This is a genomic window from Paenibacillus sp. GCM10027629, from assembly GCF_042676425.1.
GTDB lineage: Bacteria > Bacillota > Bacilli > Paenibacillales > Paenibacillaceae > Paenibacillus_K > Paenibacillus_K terrigena.
On the sequence record NZ_JBHTGZ010000017.1, the window covers coordinates 50,147 to 72,390 of the forward strand.

Consider the following 22,244-nt stretch of genomic DNA (forward strand, 5'->3'; position numbering starts at 1 on the left):
AAGGAAGTGACAGCGATGAGTGGACAGTTACGCGCGAATATTCGCCCGGGTCTCGAAGTGGAAATCGTGTTGAAACAAGATCAGCGGACAGGTGCCTTGACAGCAGGGACGGTGAAGGACATTCTCACGAATTCCCCGCAGCATCCGCATGGGATTAAGGTGCGACTCACGAGCGGACAAGTTGGACGCGTGAAGAACATTATATCGAAGTAAGGCCAAGAGCATGGACCGAGAGGTCGATGCTCTTTTTATTTGACGTGTGAGCATAACCCATTTCCATTTGCGTGGTTATGCAGTGAAGGTGATCCTTCACTTTTTTTTGCCCCGATAGATAGAATTATTGTTGAACCTACCGCAAATTTGCGATAACATCAAAAAAGAAACAAACATAAACAACAAGAAACAACATAAATAAATTGTAATACCTGTTTTAATCAGAAATTCATGAATATTGAAGAACAAGCACGCTTATAGTGAAATAAGTCTCTGCATACGAGAGTCGCAGCACCCGATCCAGTTACCGCTCTGATTCCGGGATTCACGGAGTTGGGTTGTATAGATTTAATCCTAGCGATATGGGGAGAGGTGGAAGTATGAAGTCTTGGAGAGGCGTAAGGTTCTTCACAATTCTTGCACTTGCAGCGGCGCTAACGAGCATGACTTTACTGGCAGCTTGTTCATCAGACACGAAGACGGGGGATGATTCGGGTTCGAATGGAAACGGAGGCAAGACGCTAACGCTGCAAGAGCTGGTACCGCTCGCGCAGAAGGAAGGGAAGTTAGCCAGCGTAGGGATGCCGGACTCTTGGGCGAACTGGAAAGGGACATGGGACGACTTGCTCAGCAAATACAAAATTGAGCACACGGATACAGACATGTCCAGCGCGGAAGAGCTAGCCAAATTCGAGACGGAGAAAGGCAGTCCGCCCGATATTGGCGACGTTGGCATTGCCTTTGGTCCGGTCGCGGAAGAGAAAGGGTTAACGCTCAAATATAAAACGGAATTCTGGGATGAAGTCCCGGCATGGGCGAAGGATGATGACGGAGACTGGATGGTTGGGTATACCGGCACGATCTCGTTCCTCTGCAACAAGACCTTGGTCGACAAATGCCCGACGAGCTGGGCGGATCTGAAGGAAGGGAATTACAAAGTCGCACTTGGTGACGTCAGCAAAGCAGCCCAAGCACAGCATGTTGTGCTCGCCGCGGCGATGGCGTTCGGCGGGGATGTGACCAACCTGAAGCCTGGACTCGATTACTTCGCGGATTTAGCGTCGAAAGATCGGATCTCTAAGGTCGATGCAACCGTGCCGAACATCCAGAAAGGCGAGATCCAAGTGGTCACACTATGGGATTTCAACTCCTTAGGGTATCGGGATCAGATCGATCCGGCAAAATTTGAGATTCATATCCCGAAAGAAGGCAGCGTAACGAGCGGTTATGCTTCCGTCATTAACAAAAATGCGAAGAATCCGAACGCAGCGATGCTGGCACGGGCTTATATTTTCAGTGATGAGGGTCAGATCAATCTAGCCAAAGGGTATGCGCGCCCCATCCGTTCCAGCGTGAAGCTGCCGGATGATGTTGCCTCCAAATTGATTAGCAGCGATGAGTATGCGAATGCCAAACCGATCAGTGATTTCAAGGCTTGGGAGAAATCGATTAAGGAGCTGCCACAATTATGGCTAGAACAGGTCCAATCCAAAATAAAGTAATGCTGCTCGTCTGTATTCCGTTATTGATTTGGATTGTGGCTTTTGAATTGCTGCCCATTGCAGGCATGCTGGTGATGAGTTTTCAGGATGATAGCGGCCAAGGGTTCTCCCTTGGCCAATACATAAGAACTTTCACGAGCGATATTTATCTGCAGGCGATATGGAACAGCTTGAAGGTGGCGCTCATCTCGAGCATTGTCGGGATCATCATTGCCTTGGTATGCGGGTATGCCATTACCCGACTCTCCGAAGGGTTTCGCGATCGGATGCTGATGGCATCCAACATGATTACGAATTTCGTCGGTGTGCCGCTTGCCTTTGCATATATGATCATGCTCGGCAACAACGGAGCATTTACCCTGCTGTTTCAGAAGCTGGGGCTGGATTCACTCTCGAAGTTCGATCTCTATACCGAGAACGGGCTTCTCTTACTATACATCTACTACCAGATCCCGCTCGCGATTCTGCTCGTCTATCCGATCTTCCACGGGATTCGCGAGGAGTGGAAGGAAGCATCGGCGCTGCTCGGCGCATCCGCATGGCGGTTCTGGAGGCATATCGGGATCCCGACGATGCTCCCGAGCATTCTAGGGACATTCAGTATTCTGATTGCGAATGCGTTAGGGGCCTATGCGACAGCTTATGCCTTGACCGGCAGCAACTTCAATCTCCTGTCGATCCGGATCGCCGCGCTTGTATCGGGCGATATCTTCCCGAACTTCCAGCTTGGCAGCGCACTAGCGGTGATTCTCGCGATCATCATGCTGCTCGCGATGTTCCTCAATGAGTGGATGACACGGTATTCGAGGAGGAGAGGCTTATGAGGCGATCTTCGCAGCCGGCGGCTGCTCGCAGAAAGGGAGCAGGGCCGAGGATCATCATTGCGATCCTCTTACTCTATTTATTTCTTCCGATCGTCGCGACGCTGCTCTTCTCCATCGCGAAGGATTGGCAATCTAGCATTTTGCCTACGAGCTATACGCTATCGTGGTATGGGCATATTTTCAGCGATCCGAGATTTTTGTTCGCTATGCTGCGTACGCTGCTCGTTGGCGTGTTGACCGTATCCTTGGGGTTAGCGGTGATGGTGCCGGTGATTTTCGTCCTCGCCGTGTACTTTCCGAAGTGGGAGAAGCTGCTTCAGATTTCCGTGATGCTGCCGTTTGCATTTCCGCCTGTTGTGGCAGCGATTGGTCTGATTAAGCTTTATTCCGGCGGTCCAGTACCATTAACAGGTACGATCTGGATTCTGATTGCGGTCTACTTCATCCTCATCCAGCCGTTCATCTACCAGAGCGTGCGGAGCAGCCTGAGGACGATCCATGCGAAGGATTTGATGGAAGCGGCTGAAGTGCTCGGGTCAGGGAAGATGAATGCGTTCCTCCGAATTATTCTTCCGAATATATGGTCCGGCACGTTGGTCGCTTGCCTCTTATCCTTCTCGATGGTATTCGGCGAGTTCGTCATGGGTCGGATGCTTGTTGGCGGGGAGTTCGAGACGGTCCAACAGTATCTATATAATGCGATGAAGGTGTCTGGTCCATCGGCGAGCGCCGTGGTCGTAACGTACTTTTTGTTTATTTTCTTGATCTCAGGCATCGTGCTGAAGCTGGGCAAGCGGAAGCCAAAAGGCTATCTCGCACATCCGAAACCGGGGGGAGAGGATCAATGAGCTACATTCATATTGATACGGTGCGTAAGACGTATGAAGGACAGACCGTTCTGAGGGATATTGATTTTACGATCGAAGAGGGCGAGTTCCTCACGATGCTGGGTCCTTCTGGCTGCGGCAAAAGCACGCTGCTTCGCGCCATCGCGGGTCTGATCTCGATCGACTCGGGTTCGATCATTGTCGGTGGGCGGAATATCACACAGTTGTCGCCGAAGGAGCGGCAGGTCGGGATGGTATTCCAATCGTATGCGTTATTTCCGAATATGTCTGTCTTCGAGAACATTGCCTTCGGGCTCAAGATGGAGAAGATGACGAAGCGTGACTATACCCCTCTCGTGGAAGAGATGATTGCATTAATCGATTTGCGCGGCAAAGAAAATCAATACCCTGCGCAATTATCTGGCGGTCAGCAGCAGCGGGTCGCACTTGCCCGCGCACTCGTGAAGCGCCCGAAGGTGCTGCTGCTGGATGAACCGTTGAGCGCGCTCGATGCCAAAATTCGCAGGCATCTGCGGCACCAGATTCGCGACATCCAGCGGAAGCTGAAGATGACGACCATCTTCGTGACCCACGATCAGGAAGAGGCGCTTACGATCTCGGATCGGATTGTGGTGATGAATAACGGCATCATGGAACAGCAAGGAACGCCGGCAGAGATCTATACGGCGCCGGCAACGGAATTCGTCGCGAAGTTCATCGGCAGCTATAATGTCTGGCGCAAGGAGGAGCTCTCGAAGAGCCAGCTGGCACAGATGCCGCCCGGGGAGCTGTACGCCGTGCGGCCGGAATCGATTCGGATTGTTCCTACGGAGGAAGAAGACGGCTTGTTCGATGCGGCATGGATGCGCCTCGGCGAAGGAAGGGTGGAGCGCAGCATGATTCTTGGCAATGTTATACGGTATTTCATTCGCGTGCAGGCCATGCAGGTGATCGTCGATCGATTGCATGATCAGGATACAAGGCGGGTTGGGGAAGGTACGAATGTACGGCTGTTCCTCCCAGTGGAGGATTGCCGTGTTTTGAATGCGTTAGCATGATGATGGGTAAAAGGGAGATGCCAGGTGAACACGACATATGATCCAATGATTTGGCACATTAGCAATCTAGAGATGACCATTCGTTTGTTGCTTGCCCTTCTGCTGGGCGGTTTGATCGGACTGGAACGCGAGCTTGGCGGCCATTCTGCGGGGTTTCGAACGCATATTCTAGTCTGTCTGGGTTCTGCTGCGATCGCGTTATTATCAATGTATGGCTTCGCAGCATTCGCGGCTGACCCGAATGTGCGTCTCGACCCGGCAAGGCTTGCTGCACAAGTGATTAGCGGAATCGGATTTCTTGGAGCAGGGACAATACTACGAACGGGGCTGACGATCTCAGGACTTACGACAGCAGCCTCGCTATGGGTGGTGGCGGCAATCGGGTTGTCAGCTGGCGCGGGGTTCTATTACGGAGCGGGTATTCTAACCCTGCTCGTCGTCGTCAGCTTGTTCTTCTTGAATAAGATGGAGAAGCGGTTCTCACGGACTAAGGCAACAAGGCAGTTGGTCCTGAAGATGGCCCGGGGGTCCTCAAGTCTGAACCAAGTTGTGGATTACTTGAGTGATAAGGGCATTCAGATGAATAAGCTGGTCGTTGAGAAAGAGGAAGGTGAAGTTGTCGATTCGGATGGATTATTGATTGTAAGACTACATCTGAAGCTGAAGCGTGTGAATCGATATGAGGAGGTGGTCGTGACTTTAGCCGAAATGGAAGGCATCTATGGACTTGAGACCGTAGGAGATTCGCTCTAATAGAGATTGTTCAAAAAGTCATCATTTGATCACGAAGTCATTCAGGAAGCATAATCGACATCGAATCTTGCGTTCACCTTCGAGAGAATATGCTTACGAAGTATGTTTCCTCTGGAAACATTTCAGGTACTCATTTAGGTTTTGCCTAAACTCCGTTACTCTGAAAGTTTTTCGAAGAAAAACTCCCTACGGAAGCATAGACCCTTCAGGTTCTCGCAACCTTCTCGGTGCTGAAATGCCGACTTTTTGAACGCTCTAATACGGCTGCCAAGTCTTCTAATGAATGGACAAGCGCTCAGGCGCTTCATTACAATATGAGGACAGAGGAGATATGGGGAAATGACAACATTACAATTTCGTGAGGATCGTACATTCAAAATCGTTCAATTTACAGACATTCATATTCAGCGTCGCGACGCGAAGGATGAGCAGACCTGTGCGTTGATCGGTCAAATCGTCGATGTGGAGCAGCCGGATCTGGTCGTATTTACAGGCGATGTCATTGAAGCGCACCACTGTGGAGATCATCAGCTGGAATCGTTCCAGATGGCTGTCCAGGTCGTCGAAGAGCGTCAAGTGCCTTGGACGGTCGTATTCGGCAACCATGATACCGAAGTCAATATTACGCGGGAACAGCTGATGGAACAAGCAATGAAGAACTCGCATTGTCTCGCCGTTCCGGGTCCAGCATCGATCGCCGGCGTCGGTAATTATTGTCTGGAGGTTGTGAATGCGCAAGGCGTACCGGCAGCGCTGCTCTATCATCTGGATTCCGGAAGCGTATCGACGGTCTCTCACGTGGACGGCTATGGCTGGATTGATCGCAGCCAGATCGCGTGGTATGAGCAGGAATCAAGGGCCTATACGGCCAAGAATGGGGGCACACCATTGCCAGCGCTGGCGTTCTTCCACATTCCACTCCAAGAATATGTCACTGCATGGGAGCAAGGCAACACGGTAGGCGATCGGTTCGAACCAGTCTGCTGCCCTCGTATTAATACCGGGTTGTTCGCCGCGATGGTTGAGATGGGGGATGTGATGGGAACCTTCGTCGGCCATGACCATACGAATGATTATATCGGTGAATTGCACCGAATCCAGCTCTGTTACGGCCGCAAGACAGGATACAACAGCTATAGCAGGGAAGGGTTCTTGAAAGGTGCGCGCGTGATCCAGCTTGAGGAGGGCAGCCGAGCGTTCAAGACATGGATGCGGCTTGAAGACGGATCGGTCATTGCGCAGGAGGCGACATCCGAAGCTCAGAATACGTTGGGTTAATGAATAAAGAGAAAAAAATGCGGCCTTCGTCCTGAATTTCACAGGACGGAGGCCGCATCGTTTGCGATGAGAGAATCACTGCCAGTCTGTGTGATAGACGCCTGGCAGATCGCTTCGTTCATACGTATGAGCACCGAAATAATCACGTTGCGCTTGCAAAAGGTTCGCATTCGACATGCCGGTCCGATAACTATCGAAATAAGTTAGCGATGAGCTTAAACATGGCAGCGCAACTCCGGAACGCATCCCTTCACAGACGATCTCCCGCAACGCGTCTTGGTATGTCGATACCTTCTCCGCGAAGTATGGAGAAATTAATAAATTGGCAAGATCTGTTTGTGCCTCATAGGCTTCGCTGATTACGTTTAAAAATTCTGCACGGATGATACAACCGCCGCGGAAAATGAGCGCAATATCCTTCAAAGGCAAATCCCACCCGTACAGTTCGGAAGTCATTTTGTATTGTGTAAATCCTTGCGCGTATGCACAAACTTTCCCCATATACAATGCCTGTTTAACGTAGTCAATCCACAAGGTTTTATCTAAATGTAAATGCTCCTGATCTATGTTGGGACTTGCCAAGATGCTCTCCGCAATCACACGTTCCTCTTTCAAAGATGAGATATATCGGGCATACAAAGACTCCGTAATAATAGAAGTCGGAATCCCATTATCAATCGCTTGGATGCTCGTCCATTTGCCCGTGCCTTTTTGACCTGCTTTATCCAGAATCACATCGATTAGCGGCAAGCCCGTTAAGGCATCCTGTTTTCTTAGAATTTCTGCTGTAATTTCGATTAAATAGCTTTTGAGTTCCCCTTAATTCCATGTTTCGAAAATATCAGCGACTTCATTCACCGATAGCCCTAGCCTTTCTCTTAAAAAGGTATAAGCTTCGGCGATTAATTGCATATCTGCATATTCGATCCCATTGTGGACCATTTTTACAAAATGTCCTGCTCCTCTCGGACCGATATAAACGCAGCAAGGGTCGCCATTCACTTGAGCCGCTATTTTGGTAAGAATGGGCGCGACTTTATCGTATACGTCTCGATCCCCTCCTGGCATGATCGAAGGACCTAACAGAGCCCCGACTTCTCCCCCGGAGATGCCGATCCCTAAATAACCGATTCCCTTGGGACGTAATTCATCGTATCTGCGTTCCGTATCTTGATAATGGGAATTGCCGCCGTCCATGATGATATCGCCGGACGCAAGAAAAGGTAATAATGAAGCAATAACGGAATCGATCGGCTTGCCTGCCGTCACCATAAGAAAGATTTTTCTTGGCTTTTCTAAGGACTGCACAAAATCTTGAATTTCGTAATACGGATGGACCGTTACCGCATCCATTTTTTCGACCAGTTTATCGGTTAAATCTCTTGTGTAATTATAGACAGCAACGTGTTCCCCTTTACTAGCCATGTTCAGTGCGATATTACTGCCCATAACTCCCAAACCAATGACGCCAATTGTGTTCAACATATGTTTGCACCTTTTTTCTAAGATTAATAGGCAGTAAAAACCCCACTTAAGCTGAGCCTTTACTGCCTGGAAAGAACTATACGAACAAGCTTAGTAATAAAATAAATCCTAGTCCGGATACGGAAATAATCGTCTCAAGCAAAGTCCACGTCGCAAATGTCTCTTTCATGCTTAACCCAAAATACTCTTTGAACATCCAGAAACCAGCATCGTTCACGTGGGAAGCAATGAGACTGCCAGCTCCGGTTGCAAGGACGACGAGAGCTAGATTAACATCAGATGTACCTAACATCGGAAGCACTAAACCGGTCGTTGTTAATGCAGCAACCGTAGCAGAACCTAAGGAAATACGTAAGATGGCAGCAATAATCCAGGCCAGCAAAATCGGCGATAAGGAAGTGCCTTGAAAGATTTGGGCTACGTAGTCGCCAACGCCGCCATTAATCAATACTTGTTTGAAGGCGCCGCCTCCACCAATGATTAAGAGCATCATACCAATATGAGAAATCGCTGTTGTACATGACTCCATGACGGTTTTGATTGGAATCTTTCTTGCTAATCCCATCGTATAGATGGCCACTAATAAGGAAATCAGCATGGCCACATCCGCATCCCCGATGAACCGGATTGTTGCGAGTAATCCGTTATCGTTAAATCCTATTGTTTTTTGCAGTAAAGTAATGATCGTAGCGATTGACATTAAGATAACAGGCAGTAAAGCGGTAAAAACACTGATGCCAAAACCAGGTGTGTCCTCAAGTTTGAATACCTTCTGTTCGCCTAGCGAGCTAATATTCCCGGTTTTAGTAAATGCGTTCGGCATTAGTTTTCTGGAAATCTTCGTAAATACAGGTCCGGCCAAAATGACCGTTGGGATGGCAATAATAAAACCATACAGCAGTACGTGACCAAGGTTTGCGCCAAGTTCACCGGCAATCGCGGTAGGTCCCGGATGGGGTGGCAAAAATCCGTGCGTTACGGATAAAGCTGCGGCCATTGGAATCCCGAGATACAAGATCGAAACTTTCAATTCTCTTGAAATGGCGAAAATAATAGGGATTAATAATACTAATCCAACTTCAAAAAATAGGGCAACGCCGATAATAAACGAGGCAGTCACGACAGCCCACTGAATGTTCTTCTCACCGAATTTGTCCACAAGGGTCATGGCAATACGTTGTGCGCCTCCGGAATCCGAGAGCAGCTTGCCTAACATGGCACCGAGACCGAATATGAGAGCTAGATGGCCCAGTGTACCGCCTAAGCCGGCTTCAATGGTTTTAACGATATCTCCCATCGGCATACCAAGGGCTAGGGCGACGCCGAACGATACAATGATTAATGAAATGAAGGTATTTAATTTCAAGACCATGATTAATCCAAGTAATGCTAGAATCCCAATTGCTACAATGACTAATGGCATCGTAATTTCCCCCTGCTGTTTGTCTTAGTTGTCTTTGGTCAAGCTTCTTTGATAATTGGAAATCCGTGTATAATCGTCTTCTAATACTCTTGATAGGCTGATAAATATCGGCAGTAATTGTCTGTACTCTTTTGCTGCTTCTTCTTTTGGTGTGTGTTGGTAGGTACTGCCAATCATGCTATTAACGATTTCAAAAGAGTCAATTTTTCCTGTGGCATAGAGACCTAGTATACATGCCCCTAGACAAGAACTTTCGTAACTTTTGGGAACAACGACTTCAGATTCGAAAATATCAGACATCATTTGCCGCCACACATCAGATCTCGCGAAGCCTCCCGTTGCTTGAATCCGGGTCACAGGACCGTCCATGCATTCCGTTAATGCTAGAAATACGGTGTATAAATTATAAATAACGCCTTCTAAGGCAGCCCGTATCATATGCTCTTTTTTATGTGACAACGTTAAGCCGAAGAAGGAGCCGCGTACGTTCGGATTCCATAGTGGCGCACGTTCTCCTGCGAGATAGGGGTGGAATAGCAATCCGTCAGCCCCCGGTCTCACACGTTCAGCGATTTTCGTTAATACATCGTAGGGATCAATCCCTAGTCTTTTCGCCGTCTCTACTTCTGAGGAGGCAAGTTCATCGCGAATCCAGCGAAGGACCATCCCTCCATTGTTGACCGGTCCGCCAATGACCCAATGCTTTTCCGTTAAGGCATAACAGAATATTCTTCCTTTTTTATCGGTTTGCGGCTTGTCAATGACGGTTCGAATGGCTCCGCTTGTCCCAATGGTGACGGCAATCTCGCCTTTTCCGATGGCATTAACGCCTAGATTGGAGAGCACGCCGTCACTGGCGCCAATGACAAAAGGGGTCTGTGGATCAATACCCATCCTTTGAGCCAAGTCCGGATTGCAATGGTTATATATGTTGGTGGTTGGCACGAGCTCAGATAATTGAGCAGGTGTTATGCCGGCGATTTGAAGTGCTTCTTCATCCCAATCTAACGTGTTAAGATTCATCATCCCCATCGATGAAGCGAGGGAATGATCGACGACATACTGATCAAACAATTTTTTAAAGATATATTCTTTGATTCCGATATACTTTCTGGTTTTGGCAGCGATCTCAGGACGGTCATTCACAATCCATGTAATTTTGCATAACGGCGACATGGGGTGAATAGGTGTTCCTGTCCGTCTATACACGTCATGGCCATTCATATCATTTTTAATTTTATGTGCCCATGCTTCACTGCGGTTATCCGCCCAGGTGATGCATGGTGTCAGCGGCTGGTCATTTTCATCCATGGCAATGACACTATGCATGGCGCTGCTAAATGAAATAAACGATGGTTGTTTATCCGATTGCTGTTTTGTAATATTTGAAATCGTTTGCAGAACGGCTTGAAAAATCTGTTCTGGATCTTGTTCCGCCGTGGACATATCCGGTGTATGAAGCGGGTAACCGATATTCTCGGTTTGAATCACTTCGCCATTGTCGGTGAACAATACCGCTTTGGTACTTGTTGTGCCGATATCTACGCCTAACATATAGCTACTCATGTTCTTGTTCTACTCCTTTAGATAACATTTGCTGCGACATCCAGAGGTCATCGACTTTCCTTTGAACATCATCAAAGTTTTGATGCAAGGATTTGATCATGAGTGCTCGATCTTTTGTTTCGATGGCTTGTATATAAAGTTCATGATTATTGATAATCCGCGCCAAGTCGTCGTACTTTTCTTTAAAACGAGTACGCATCGATAATAGAATGAAGCTTTCCATAACGGGCTTTAAATTACTCCAAATCATCAGCACGTAGGAATGTTGAATGGAACGGATAATTGTCTCATGGAATAAGACATCTTGATAAGAAAACTCATCCGCATCTTCATATTTGATGGCGATTTTCATCATTTCCATAATTTTATTTAATTCTTTTACCAATTCGTTCGTGTCCATATTCGCAAGCCGTTCAAAGACAAACGTTTCTATGAGTAGACGGACATCATATATTTCGCTGATTTCTTTTTCGGTTAAACCAATGACAACGGCGCCCATTCTTTCCAAGTGAATGATATTCTCAGATGCCAGTACTTTCAATGCATCGCGAACGGGGGATCGGCTTACTGAAAAATCGGCAGCCAATTTATTTTCGGACAATATGGAACCGCTTTCGATCTTGCCAGAAATAATGCGCATTCGAAGTTCGCTTGCAACACGATCGCCAGTCGAAGCTTTGGAAAGCCATTTTTCGGGATAAATAAATTCTTTTGAATCCACCATAACTTCACCTCTTTTGCAACCAAGTATACTTGTATACAAGTATACCCTTAAATATTGATTATGCAAGCGTTATCTTCTACCAATTCCACCCACTTTGTTTAATTCTATTTTCGAAGGTTCACGCATTGTCGTCAGACGATTGAATCGAAAATAAGCCCTCGTTCCATGATGATGGAACGTAGGGCTTATTCTGTGTGATCGTCCTATAGATGGACGCTGATGTTATTTATTTTTCGCCATCGCATAAGGAAGCTTCTCCAGATCGCTTACCTCAGCAGGTGCTTGGGTGCTCATCTCGAAGGCGAGTACGCCTCCATTGGCAAGCTCTTCATGGGTTAGATAGAGCCTCGATACGGATTCCCCGTTCAGCTGGACACCCGATACATATTTGTGCTCAGCCGTGTTATTCGCAGCTTCAATCACGATATGTTTGCCGTTCTCCAGATGGACCGTCATCTTCTTGAAGTAAGGCGTTCCAAGCACATATTCAGGTACCCCAGGGCTGAGTGGATACAAGCCCATCGCACCGAATACGTACCACGCGCATAGGCTGCCGTTATCTTCATCGCCTGGCAAGCCGTCAGGGTGGGAGCTGAATAACTCATCCATGGTCCGACGAACCCATTGTTGCGTCAAAGCCGGATAACCTAGTGCCGTGTAGATGTATGGGAAGTGGAAGCTCGGTTGGTTGCTGATCGCGAACTGCCCAAAATCGACATTGGCCATCTCTGACATTTCGTGAATTTCAAAGCCGTATGATCCGACTTTGAATTCAGGTTCTGCCGCGAATAGCGCGTCCAACCGCTCTTTTGCAGCCTCACGTCCCCCCATGCAATCCGCGAGTCCGAGCAGGTCATGCTGAACCGCCCAGCTGCTCTGGTAAGCGCCGCCCTCTGTATACGGTCCACCCCAAACGGTCGGATCGAATGGCTCAAGCCAGCTGCCATCCTGCAGTTTGCCACGCATGAAGCCGACAGCTGGATCGTACAGGTGTTTATATTGCTCCGCACGTTTCATGAGCTGCGTGTATTCCTCATCGCGACCCAAATGCTTCGCAATCTGTGCTATACAGAAGTCGCCATACACATAGTCGAGCGTGTTACATACGCTCTCATGTGTGTGAATATCGGCAGGCATGTATTCGAATTTCAAATACTCGCCCATGCCTTTCCGTCCGTAACGATTGTCCGGTGATACGGTCGTCGCATGTTTGTGTAGTCCTTCGTAGGCCGTTTCGACATCGAATCCTGTGTTCCCTTTGACAATCGCATCAGCAAAGGATACGTCGATAAGGGTACCCGGCATCATACTGCGTTCGCCCGGCGATGCCCATTTCGGCATCCAGCCGGTCTCCTTGTAAGCATTGACCCAACCTTGCATCATTTCATTCACGAAGGATGGATAGAGCAAGTTGTAGAGCGGGAAGGATGTCCGGTAGGTATCCCAGAAGCCGATATCGGCATAGAGCGGACCTTTCTCGATCTTGCCATTGTATGGACTGAAGTGAACCTGCTCACCGTCTGCGGTAAATTCATGAATCGCGTGCGGGAAGAGGGAGGTACGGTAAAGGCTTGTATAGAATGTCTTCAGCTTCTCTTGGTCGTCGCTCTCAACCTCGATGACGCCAAGCTGCTTCTCCCAAATGGCCGTTGCAGCCTGAAGGATGTCATCGAAAGACTGCTGACCGATCTCGCGATCCAGATTCGTGAAGGCTTGTTCTTGACTAATGAAGGATGTACTGAAGCTCGCTTCGACCATACCGTCTGCCGGTAATTCTAAGCTGACATAAGCACCGAGACGCTCGCCCGTTCCGTTAAGATCTGCGTTCGTGTTATGCTTCGCATCGAATAACCCGCTGAGCTCCCCAACGATGGAGCAATTGAAACGAATCGCGAAATACATCCGGTAGTTCTCCGGCGTGCCGCCCGCTTTTGCTGTTGTGTAGCCCGTTAAGGTGTTGTTCGCCGTGTCAATCTGCATGGTTGTCTCGCCTGGGAATGGCGCCAGAATGAAGCGGGCCTCATCACGGCGTTTATAGGTCAGACGAATGCTCGCACAGCGTGCTGTTGGCGCGAGTTCCATCGTCGTCTGGTAGCGAAGCAGATGAACCTTCATGTAGTCTGGACGCACGACCAAATCTTTCTTGCGGAAGGAGGATGAGCGATCATGGCCTGAGGTCTTGAGCGGACCCGTCTGCGGGATGAAGGCCATATGGCCGTAATCGCCAATCCATGGACTTGGTTGGTGCGTCAGACGGAAGCCTTCCGTGCGGTTATGGTTCGGGCTGAACCACCAGCCGCCGCCGGCTTCGGAGGTTTGCAGCGCCCAAGCGTTCATCGCGAAGGGCAATGAAGTTAACGGCAGTGTATTGCCATTCGAATATGGATAAATGGAATCGGTCCCTTGCAGGGGATTCACGTAAGCAATTTTGTTCATGTCTACACTCCTTTTTGAACAACCATTTTAACGGATCTGTCTTCAGGTCACGTTAGTATCATTGTATTGAATGAGATGTACCGCTCGCCTATCAATATTTTAGAATATCTATCACTTTTCATGATAAAATAGATCAGGACGTAATGTCATGATGGCTGTGAATGCTAGAAAGAGGCAAAAAAAATGATGTTTCCGTATTATTTGCAAGGCGATGACGAGGTTCATGGCGAGTTTCCTTTTACACTGAAAATCCATCATCTTGAGACGCATATCCCTGCACATGTGCACCATTTTATTGAATATACCTATGCTTTTAAAGGCCGAGGAACGGAATTAATTAATGGCGTTAGTAAGGAGTTAGTTCCCGGCACGCTCACCTTCCTATTCCCGCACCAAGTGCATGAGATCAAAATTGAGCCGGGTGAAGAGCTATATCTCTACGTCGGTGCGATTGGACTTAAAGCATTCTTCGGCGGGGACACGCTCTTTGATCTGCACCGCTTGCTGCAAGGAGCAGAGTCTGATCCGAATACCACTTACCGGCTCGATGACGAGACAGCGGCCGAGATTCTGACGCTGCTCGAACAGATGCATGTGGAAATACAGGAAGGGCATCCTTGGAGCCGCGTCATGTTCGTAGCGAAGCTCATTCAGGTGTTCGTTCTCTTCGACCGCTATCGACAAAGTCATCTCGAACCAAGTCCTTCCCAGCATCGAGAGGTCCAGTCCATGCGAGGGATGAGAGAGATTATCTCTTATGTGTACCATCATTTCAAGGAAGATATTACGCTTGAGACGCTCGCGAAGAAGTTTAACTATAGTGTCTCTTATATTAGCGCTTCATTCAAACAATTGGCCGGCGAGAATTATTATGCGGTTCTTGAGCAGATTCGAATCGCACACGCATGTAATTTATTGATCAGTACGAATTTGAAGATTACAGACATTGCTTATGAAGCTGGCTTTAAATCGTACTCTACCTTCGTGCGGGTATTCCAGTCGCGCATGCACATGTCGCCAACGGCCTATCGGAAGAATAAAGGAATAGCCTTGGATTTATAAAGGGAAATAGGGAAGGTTGACGGAGCGAAAATCCGACTGGATGAATGTTCCAGACACCTTTCTTTAGTTTGTACACAAAATCTATAGTTTGTCGACTTTTGTAAGCGTATTATTTTGTTTAATCTTAAATAGCAATCAAGATTTACCAGTAACCGCTTGAATTTCATACAAAAGGGGATTGAAACAACATGACCAAAGCAAAGAAAATGCTGCTCACGACATTTTGTCTGTTGATGCTGACATCTATCGTCTTGGCTGGGTGTGGAAGTAAGAATAAGGACCAAGTTGAAAGCGCTGACAAGGGTACGGCAGAACAGCCGGTAGAGCTTCTCTGGTACACGATTGGTGCGCCACAGAAGGATCTAAATAAAGTCATGGAGAAAGTGAGCGAATATACGAAAGAGAAAATCGGCGTCACGATCAAAATGAAAATGTTCGACTTCGGTGATTACAACCAGAAGATGGGCGTTATCGCAGCAACAGGCGAACCTTATGATATTGCATTTACTTCTTCCTGGGCATTCGATTATGTGAACAACGCGAAGAAAGGCTTGTTCTATCCAATGGACGAGCTCATTGAGAAATATGGACAAGACATGAAGAAGGCGATTCATCCGTCCTTCCTTGCAGGTGCCAAAATCGACGGTCAGACATTCGCCATTCCGGTGAATAAAGAGCTGCCGGCGCAGAAGGTATTCCGCTTCAACAAGCAGTTTGTTGATAAGTACAAGCTAGACATTAATAGTGTGAAGACGCTTCAAGACCTTGAGCCGTTGCTTGCTAAGGTGAAAGCAGGAGAGAAAGGATTGTATCCACTTTCCGGGGACAAGAACTTCAAGTTCGGTCTGTACTACGATCTAGTCAACGAGAACTTGCCGCTTGGCGTATCGCTGAATGATAATGGCGACCTCAAAATCGTGAACATTCTGGAACAGCCAGAGACGATGAGAGATTTCACAACGATGCATGAGTACTATCAAAAAGGTTACTTGAAGCAAGACGTGGCTTCGGCAGCGAATGGCGATGAGATGAAGACGGGCAAATGGTTCGTTGATATGCCGGATACACAACCGTTCGCAGACAATCTCTGGAGCCAATCCTTAGGCTATCCAGTCGTATCGGTACCTTACACAGATGCTTACGTGTATAACTGGTCCGTTCTTGGTTCGATGCATGCGATTTCCGCATCGTCCAAATATCCGGAGAAAGCAATGCAATTCTTGAACTTGCTGAACACGGACAAATACCTTCGTAACTTGGTGAACAACGGAATCGAAGGCGAGCACTACAAACGTATCGATGACCAAACGGTTGAATATTTGCCAGCGAAGACAGAACGTTATGACATGCCGACATTCACACTCGGTAACTTCTTTATCCTTGATAAAATGCCAACAGATCCAAAAGACAAATGGGAGAAATTCGCTGAATTCAACAACTCGGCTAAAAACGCGCCATTGCTTGGATTCTCCTTCAATCCGGACAGCGTGAAGACTGAAATCGCAGCGCTTCAGAACGTGAAGGAAGAGTTCTATCCTTCCCTATTCACAGGATCTGTAGATCCGAAAGTCTATGTGCCAAAAGCGATCGAGAAATTCAAAGCTGCGGGACTCGACAAAGTACAAGCAGAAATGCAAACGCAGCTTGATGCTTGGAAAGCAAACAAAAAATAATCGATTTCTTCTGAAATCAAGTTCATAAGCAAGCGGGTATTCGATCCTCTGATCAGAGGATGGGTACCCGTTTTATTTTGTCCCAAGATCGTAATATCTTTATCATGCATTTTCATTTGACATTGATAATCATTATCAATAGAATGTGAGTATACATACATGTTCATAGGAGACCATGGGAGGGTATCGAAATGTTCATTGAGACGAAGACGATTGTCGTGAAGGAAGGATTCTCGGATCAAATCGTTCAGCGTTTTACCGGTGAAGGGATTATCGAGAAATCGGAGGGGTTCATCGATTTGAGCGTGCTCGTGAAGCGTATGCGTCGCGGTAGCGATGAAGAAGTAATCGTGCTGATTCGCTGGGAATCGGAAGAAGCATGGAAGAAATGGGAGACGAGCGAAGCGCATATTGAAGGACATCGTCAATCCAGAGGAAAGCCGCAGCCCGAATATATAGTTAGCCGATCGCATGCCACGTACGATGTAGCATCCTCGAAGAGCGGCGTGTCATCCATAGCATAGCGATAAACGAATGAAGCTATCGCCCCCATGTGCGGGGTTGATAGCTTTTTTCAACTGACAAAGGAAGTGATTCAATGACCGGAGGAGAACAACAATCTGGAACAATAAACTTGAAAGATGTCAACATGATGGAAGGCCTCATGTTCCGTCTTCGTGACGCAGCTTGTCTGCAAGGGGAAATGCTGAATATTCACCCGCAATTGACGCAGTCGCATGTGCTGATCTATGTCCGTCAGGGACAGGGTGGCGTGACGATTGATGAGACGTCACACCGGATGCAGCCGCATGCGGTTTATTTCTGCCCTGCAGATAATACATTCAGTGTGGAATCGAATCCAGCGTCCTATGTCGAGCTCTATCTATTCCGTATCGATATCTATCAAGAGCAGGGCGGATTCAAGCGGCACCTGCATCCTGTGCAGGGCGAACTATTGCCTTGCCGCGGCGAGGTTGCAGTCCTGCCAACAGATACCCTCGTTCCGCTGTGCGAGTCTGTGCTGCACTATCGCGAGAGCCATGATCCATTGGAACGATTCCGAAGTCAATATACATTCGAGCAGTTCATCTATCATGTTATGCAATTCTACCGACTCAAGCAGCAGCCCTCCATCTCTACCTTGGAACAAGTGAGGTTGCATATGGAGCGGCACCTGGATCAAGGCATGACCATTGAGCAGCTTGCTCGCATGATGGATTTAAGTCCGAAATATTTTGGCGATGTATTCAAGAAGCATTATGGGACGAGTCCTATGGATTATTTGACGGAGCTGCGCATGAACCGCGCCAAGCTGCTGATGGCGAGGCCCAATCTGAAGCTGCGCGATATCGCGCATCAGGTTGGCTATCAGGATGAGTTTTATTTCAGCCGCAAGTTCAAGAAGGAGATTGGCGTAGCACCAACCGTCTATATGAAGCGCAAGCGCAGAAGAATCGCTGCCTATAGTCTGAACATGATCGGGCTCTTGCTGCCGCTTAGAATCATTCCTTACGCGGCCCCGCTGCATCCCAAGTGGACGGCCTATTATTATCGAACCTACCATGCGGATATCCCGGTACATCTCCGTGCGTATCGCCAGCATGATGCCTCCTCCTCGAAGATTCAGGAGCTGACGGAGCATGGCCCAGAGCTCATTCTATGTCCAGCAGAGGCATCAAGCGAGGAGAAGGAACAGCTAGAGCGGATTGCGCCGGTCTACTATATTCCCGCACAAGGCCTATTTTGGCGAGAGCAGCTGAAGCTTACGGCGGAGCTGTTAGGAGAGACAGAAGAAGCCGAGACATGGCTGGGCAAATATGAGCAGCGGATGAACCGTGCGAGAGAAAAGCTGCATGCTGCGGTACAAGGGGGAACCTGTCTTATCATACGCATTACGAGAAATGCAATTTATGCCTACAGCAATCGAACGATGGCTGAGGTCTTCTATGGTGATTTGCAGATGAAGCCTGCAGTGGTGTACCGTGAGGCGATCTATGAGGAACGATTGTCAATGGAGGCTTTGGTCAAGCTCGATGTGGATTATCTGCTTGTGCTTGTTCAGCAAGAAGAAGAGACGCTGCAGCATTGGGAGGCAGTGCAGCATGCACCGAGTTGGCAAGAAATGAAGGCCGTCCGGCTGCACCATCTATATCGGCTGAATTCTGACCCTTGGCGACATTATACCGCGGAAGCGATGGAGCGAGTCGTGCAGGAGACGTTACAGCTGCTATCAGGAAATCGTCCATGAGAATTGCCGGATAATGTCCATTGTCCATGGTTAACCCTGTCCCTATAATTAAGAATGAGAATCGTTATCAATCAGGTTGAAACGATTTCTAGATGAAATGGAATAGGGAGATGGAGAAAGAGCATGAAGAAGTTATTAATGATCAGTATGATTGCGATTCTCGCAGCAGCCCTTGCTGCATGCGGTTCAAAGGCAGATACAGCAACGCCAAAGGCAGAGACAACGACGACATCAACGGCTGCGGAGCCGGCAGAGAGTAAGACAGACGGCGCAACGCGCGATATTCAATATTTAGGCCAAGAGTACACTGTACCTGCCAAAGTCGAGCGGATTGCTATCACCGGCACCGTGGAGTCCATGGAAGATGCATTGGTGTTGAATGTTGAACCGGTTGGGGCGATGACTTCGGGCGGGAAATTCGCGGAGATGTTCAAGCCGATTACGAGCAAGAGCGAATCAACTGGGGAGAAAATTCAATTGAACTTTGAAAGCATTCTGAAGATGAAGCCGGACGTCATTCTGAGTTCCACGAAGTTCAAGCCGGAAGTGGGCGAGAAGCTGAGCAAAATCGCACCAACCTTCCCGGTATCCCACTTGTCGGAGAACTGGGACGCGAACCTTCGCTTGCTCGCGGAATTAACAGGTAAGCAGGATGAGGCGGAGAAGATTCTGAAGCAATATCAAGATGAGCTCGAAGCGACGAAAGGTAAGATTCAATCGACATTGAAAGATAAGAAAGTCATTGCCCTTCGGGTTCGCGCAGGCAGCTTGATGCTCTACTCCGACAAAGTATTCTTCAACCCATTGCTGTACACGGATCTTGGATTTACAGCACCGGAGGAAGTGAAAGCAGCGAAAGGGCAAGAGACGCTCTCCCTTGAGAAATTGAGTGAGATGAACCCGGATTATATCATCCTTCAATATTCTGAATCTGAGAACAAGGCAACGCCTACGGTGATGAAGGATATCGAGGGCAACCCAATCTGGAAGAACTTGAAAGCCGTGAAGGACAACCAGGTCTTTGTCAACCTCATCGACCCGGATGCACAAGGTGGAACAGCATGGAGCAAGATCAACTTCTTGAAGGCGCTGGCTGAGAAGTTGAACTAATGACAATGAAGTGAGTGGTATGTATGCGACGAGTTAAAGGAATAGGGAGCCTGCTCCTATGGGGCTCCCCCCTCATCATGGTCGGCATTGTGATCGCATCGATTCTATTTGGCGCGAAGAACTTGCCCATGAGCACAGTGTGGGATGCACTCTTTCATTTTGACCCCGAGAACGTCGATCATCAGATCGTGATCCACTCACGATTGCCAAGAGCCATCGGAGCGCTCCTGATCGGAGCGTTCTTGGCTGTGTCCGGGGCATTGATGCAAGGGATGACGCGTAATTATCTTGCTTCACCATCGATCATGGGGGTCTCGGACGGTTCGGCCTTTGCCATTACGATCTGCATGGTGTTCATGCCGGAGAGCAACTCGGCGATGGAGATGATCCTCTTCTCGATGATCGGCTCATTGATCGGTGTGGCGGTTGTCTTCAGCCTCGCAACACTGGTGCCTGGCGGCATGTCGCCCGTGAATATGGCTGTGATTGGATTGATAACCGGGACGTTCCTAAGCGGTGTGTCGGCGGGGCTTGCCTCCTATTTTCAGATCTCGCAGGATGTGAGCTTCTGGTATAATGCCCGGATGCATCTCATGACGCCGGAGCTCGTGAAGATCGCGATCCCATTCGGTATTGTCGGCTTGATTCTAGCGGTGGCGATCTCGAAATCGGTGACGGTGTTATCGCTGGGAGAAGATATTTCAAGAGGACTCGGCCAGCGCACGGTGCTGGTCAAAGTTATTGCGACGCTAGCCGTCGTCATGCTGACCGGCATTTCGGTCGCGCTTGCAGGGAAGATTGCGTTCGTAGGGCTCATCGTCCCACATATTACGCGATTCCTTGTCGGCATCGATTATCGACGGATTGTTCCGGCCGCAGGCGTACTTGGAGCGATATTCCTTGGTCTATCCGATGTACTGAGCCGGTTCTTGAATTATCCGTTCGAGACGCCGATCGGCGTCGTTACTTCACTGATCGGCGTACCGTTCTTCCTCTATCTAATACGTAAACGAGGGGGCGGTAAGCATGCATAATCATTCTGGAACGATGCGATTCGGATTCGTACTGTTGATCGGATGTCTCCTGACGTTGGCTGCCGTATATGTCAGCCTGACCAACGGCGCATTCGACATGACGCTTGCGGAAGTGGTGAAGACGCTGTTGCGGATTAATCCCGATCCATCGCATGATCTGGTCATCTTTGAATTCCGGCTGCCGCGGATTGTGATTGCGATGCTGGTCGGCTTCGGCCTTGGTGTTGTCGGAGCGGTGGTTCAAGGCTTGATGCGTAACGGGCTGGCAGATCCCGGGATTCTGGGGATCAATGCGGGCGCAGGGGCAGCCATCGTCGTCTTCATGTTCTTCTTCCAGGGCAGCATTCAAGGTGCGGGCTGGTTCGCCATGATGGCGAAGCCGTTATTCGGCCTGGCAGGCGGACTTAGCGCAGCCGCCCTCATCTACCTGTTCGCTTGGAATCGCGGGAAGCTGGATCCCCAGCGGCTTATTCTGGTCGGGATTGCGATCGGATCCGGCTTTGGGGCAGTTTCATTATTTTTATCGCTGAAGATGAAGCCGAATGACTTCGAGATGGCGACCGTCTGGTTAACGGGGAGCATCTGGGATGCCAATTGGACCTATATTGTCGCCATGCTGCCATGGCTGATCATTCTTCTTCCGATCATGATGTGGAAAGCCCATCTGCTCGATCTGTTCCAGCTCGAAGAGAACAGCGTGAAGAGTCTTGGGGTAGCGACAGAGAAAGAGAAGAGTATCCTATTGCTCTGCTGTATTGGGGTGGTCAGCGCCTGTGTATCGGTATCCGGCAACATCAGCTTCGTCGGATTGATCGCGCCGCATATCACGAAACGGCTCGTCGGCATACGCCATCGCTATGTGCTGCCGATTAGCGGCGTGATGGGTATGCTGCTCGTCGTAGCCTCCGATTTCATCTCGAAGACGGTATTTCAGCCGGTGGAGCTGCCAGTCGGTATTGTCATCTCGATTATTGGCGTGCCTTACTTCATCTATCTACTTCGTCGAGGACGGAAATAGGAGGCGAAGC

18 protein-coding genes and 1 pseudogene are annotated in these 22,244 nt (G+C 48.7%); 14 read left to right on the forward strand and 5 right to left on the reverse strand.

Going from position 1 to position 22,244, the window contains the following annotated elements:
- Positions 1-15 precede the first annotated feature (15 nt).
- From ACFQZR_RS25910 to ACFQZR_RS25940, 7 genes are all read left to right on the forward strand, one after another.
- Positions 16-213 carry a YwbE family protein gene (locus ACFQZR_RS25910; RefSeq protein ID WP_018757383.1) on the forward strand — a complete coding sequence of 66 codons (198 nt, stop codon included), beginning with the start codon at positions 16-18 and terminating at the stop codon, positions 211-213.
- Positions 214-593: 380 nt separating this feature from the next.
- The gene (locus ACFQZR_RS25915) at positions 594-1,715 is read left to right on the forward strand and encodes an ABC transporter substrate-binding protein (RefSeq protein ID WP_379351246.1); all 1,122 of its coding nucleotides are present in this window, start codon (positions 594-596) and stop codon (positions 1,713-1,715) included.
- Positions 1,682-2,539, forward strand: coding sequence for an ABC transporter permease (locus ACFQZR_RS25920; RefSeq protein ID WP_379351247.1), 858 nt, complete (start codon positions 1,682-1,684; stop codon positions 2,537-2,539). Before ACFQZR_RS25915 ends, ACFQZR_RS25920 begins: the two co-directional genes overlap by 34 nt.
- Entirely contained in the window at positions 2,536-3,387 is an 852-nt protein-coding gene (locus ACFQZR_RS25925) for an ABC transporter permease (RefSeq protein WP_379351248.1), read from the forward strand. Before ACFQZR_RS25920 ends, ACFQZR_RS25925 begins: the two co-directional genes overlap by 4 nt.
- The gene (locus ACFQZR_RS25930; protein ID WP_379351249.1) at positions 3,384-4,424 is read left to right on the forward strand and encodes an ABC transporter ATP-binding protein; all 1,041 of its coding nucleotides are present in this window, start codon (positions 3,384-3,386) and stop codon (positions 4,422-4,424) included. Before ACFQZR_RS25925 ends, ACFQZR_RS25930 begins: the two co-directional genes overlap by 4 nt.
- Before the next feature lie 24 nt (positions 4,425-4,448).
- On the forward strand, positions 4,449-5,177 hold the full coding sequence (locus tag ACFQZR_RS25935) for an MgtC/SapB family protein (RefSeq protein ID WP_018757388.1): 729 nt from the start codon (positions 4,449-4,451) through the stop codon (positions 5,175-5,177).
- A 339-nt stretch (positions 5,178-5,516) separates the two neighbouring features.
- On the forward strand, positions 5,517-6,455 hold the full coding sequence (locus ACFQZR_RS25940) for a metallophosphoesterase family protein (RefSeq protein WP_379351250.1): 939 nt from the start codon (positions 5,517-5,519) through the stop codon (positions 6,453-6,455).
- A gap of 75 nt (positions 6,456-6,530) precedes the next feature.
- Here ACFQZR_RS25940 and gnd read toward each other — a convergent pair.
- The 5 genes and pseudogenes from gnd to ACFQZR_RS25965 all read right to left on the reverse strand — a co-directional run bounded on the left by gnd (position 6,531) and on the right by ACFQZR_RS25965 (position 14,089).
- Positions 6,531-7,940 (reverse strand): annotated as a pseudogene (gene gnd, locus ACFQZR_RS25945) (decarboxylating NADP(+)-dependent phosphogluconate dehydrogenase).
- A 76-nt stretch (positions 7,941-8,016) separates the two neighbouring features.
- Complete coding sequence (locus tag ACFQZR_RS25950; protein ID WP_379351251.1) at positions 8,017-9,363, reverse strand: GntP family permease; 1,347 nt, start codon at positions 9,361-9,363, stop codon at positions 8,017-8,019.
- Between the two features lie 24 nt (positions 9,364-9,387).
- Entirely contained in the window at positions 9,388-10,929 is a 1,542-nt protein-coding gene (gntK, locus tag ACFQZR_RS25955; RefSeq protein WP_379351252.1) for a gluconokinase, read from the reverse strand.
- Positions 10,922-11,653: a GntR family transcriptional regulator gene (locus ACFQZR_RS25960; protein WP_379351253.1), complete on the reverse strand. Its 732-nt coding sequence runs from the start codon at positions 11,651-11,653 to the stop codon at positions 10,922-10,924. Before ACFQZR_RS25960 ends, gntK begins: the two co-directional genes overlap by 8 nt.
- Positions 11,654-11,875: 222 nt before the next feature.
- The gene (locus ACFQZR_RS25965; RefSeq protein WP_379351254.1) at positions 11,876-14,089 is read right to left on the reverse strand and encodes a GH92 family glycosyl hydrolase; all 2,214 of its coding nucleotides are present in this window, start codon (positions 14,087-14,089) and stop codon (positions 11,876-11,878) included.
- Between the two features lie 183 nt (positions 14,090-14,272).
- Here ACFQZR_RS25965 and ACFQZR_RS25970 point away from each other — a divergent pair, with 183 nt between their 5' ends.
- From ACFQZR_RS25970 to ACFQZR_RS26000, 7 genes are all read left to right on the forward strand, one after another.
- Complete coding sequence (locus tag ACFQZR_RS25970) at positions 14,273-15,151, forward strand: AraC family transcriptional regulator (RefSeq protein ID WP_379351255.1); 879 nt, start codon at positions 14,273-14,275, stop codon at positions 15,149-15,151.
- A gap of 188 nt (positions 15,152-15,339) precedes the next feature.
- Entirely contained in the window at positions 15,340-16,824 is a 1,485-nt protein-coding gene (locus tag ACFQZR_RS25975; RefSeq protein WP_379351256.1) for an ABC transporter substrate-binding protein, read from the forward strand.
- 191 nt (positions 16,825-17,015) lie between these two features.
- Positions 17,016-17,348: an antibiotic biosynthesis monooxygenase family protein gene (locus ACFQZR_RS25980; RefSeq protein WP_379351257.1), complete on the forward strand. Its 333-nt coding sequence runs from the start codon at positions 17,016-17,018 to the stop codon at positions 17,346-17,348.
- A 74-nt stretch (positions 17,349-17,422) separates the two neighbouring features.
- Complete coding sequence (locus ACFQZR_RS25985; protein ID WP_379351258.1) at positions 17,423-19,072, forward strand: AraC family transcriptional regulator; 1,650 nt, start codon at positions 17,423-17,425, stop codon at positions 19,070-19,072.
- 123 nt (positions 19,073-19,195) lie between these two features.
- Positions 19,196-20,182: an ABC transporter substrate-binding protein gene (locus tag ACFQZR_RS25990; protein ID WP_379351259.1), complete on the forward strand. Its 987-nt coding sequence runs from the start codon at positions 19,196-19,198 to the stop codon at positions 20,180-20,182.
- 23 nt (positions 20,183-20,205) lie between these two features.
- Complete coding sequence (locus ACFQZR_RS25995; protein WP_379351260.1) at positions 20,206-21,216, forward strand: FecCD family ABC transporter permease; 1,011 nt, start codon at positions 20,206-20,208, stop codon at positions 21,214-21,216.
- Positions 21,209-22,234, forward strand: a complete 1,026-nt coding sequence (locus ACFQZR_RS26000; protein ID WP_379351261.1) for a FecCD family ABC transporter permease — start codon at positions 21,209-21,211, stop codon at positions 22,232-22,234. Before ACFQZR_RS25995 ends, ACFQZR_RS26000 begins: the two co-directional genes overlap by 8 nt.
- The last annotated feature ends 10 nt before the right edge of the window (positions 22,235-22,244 follow it).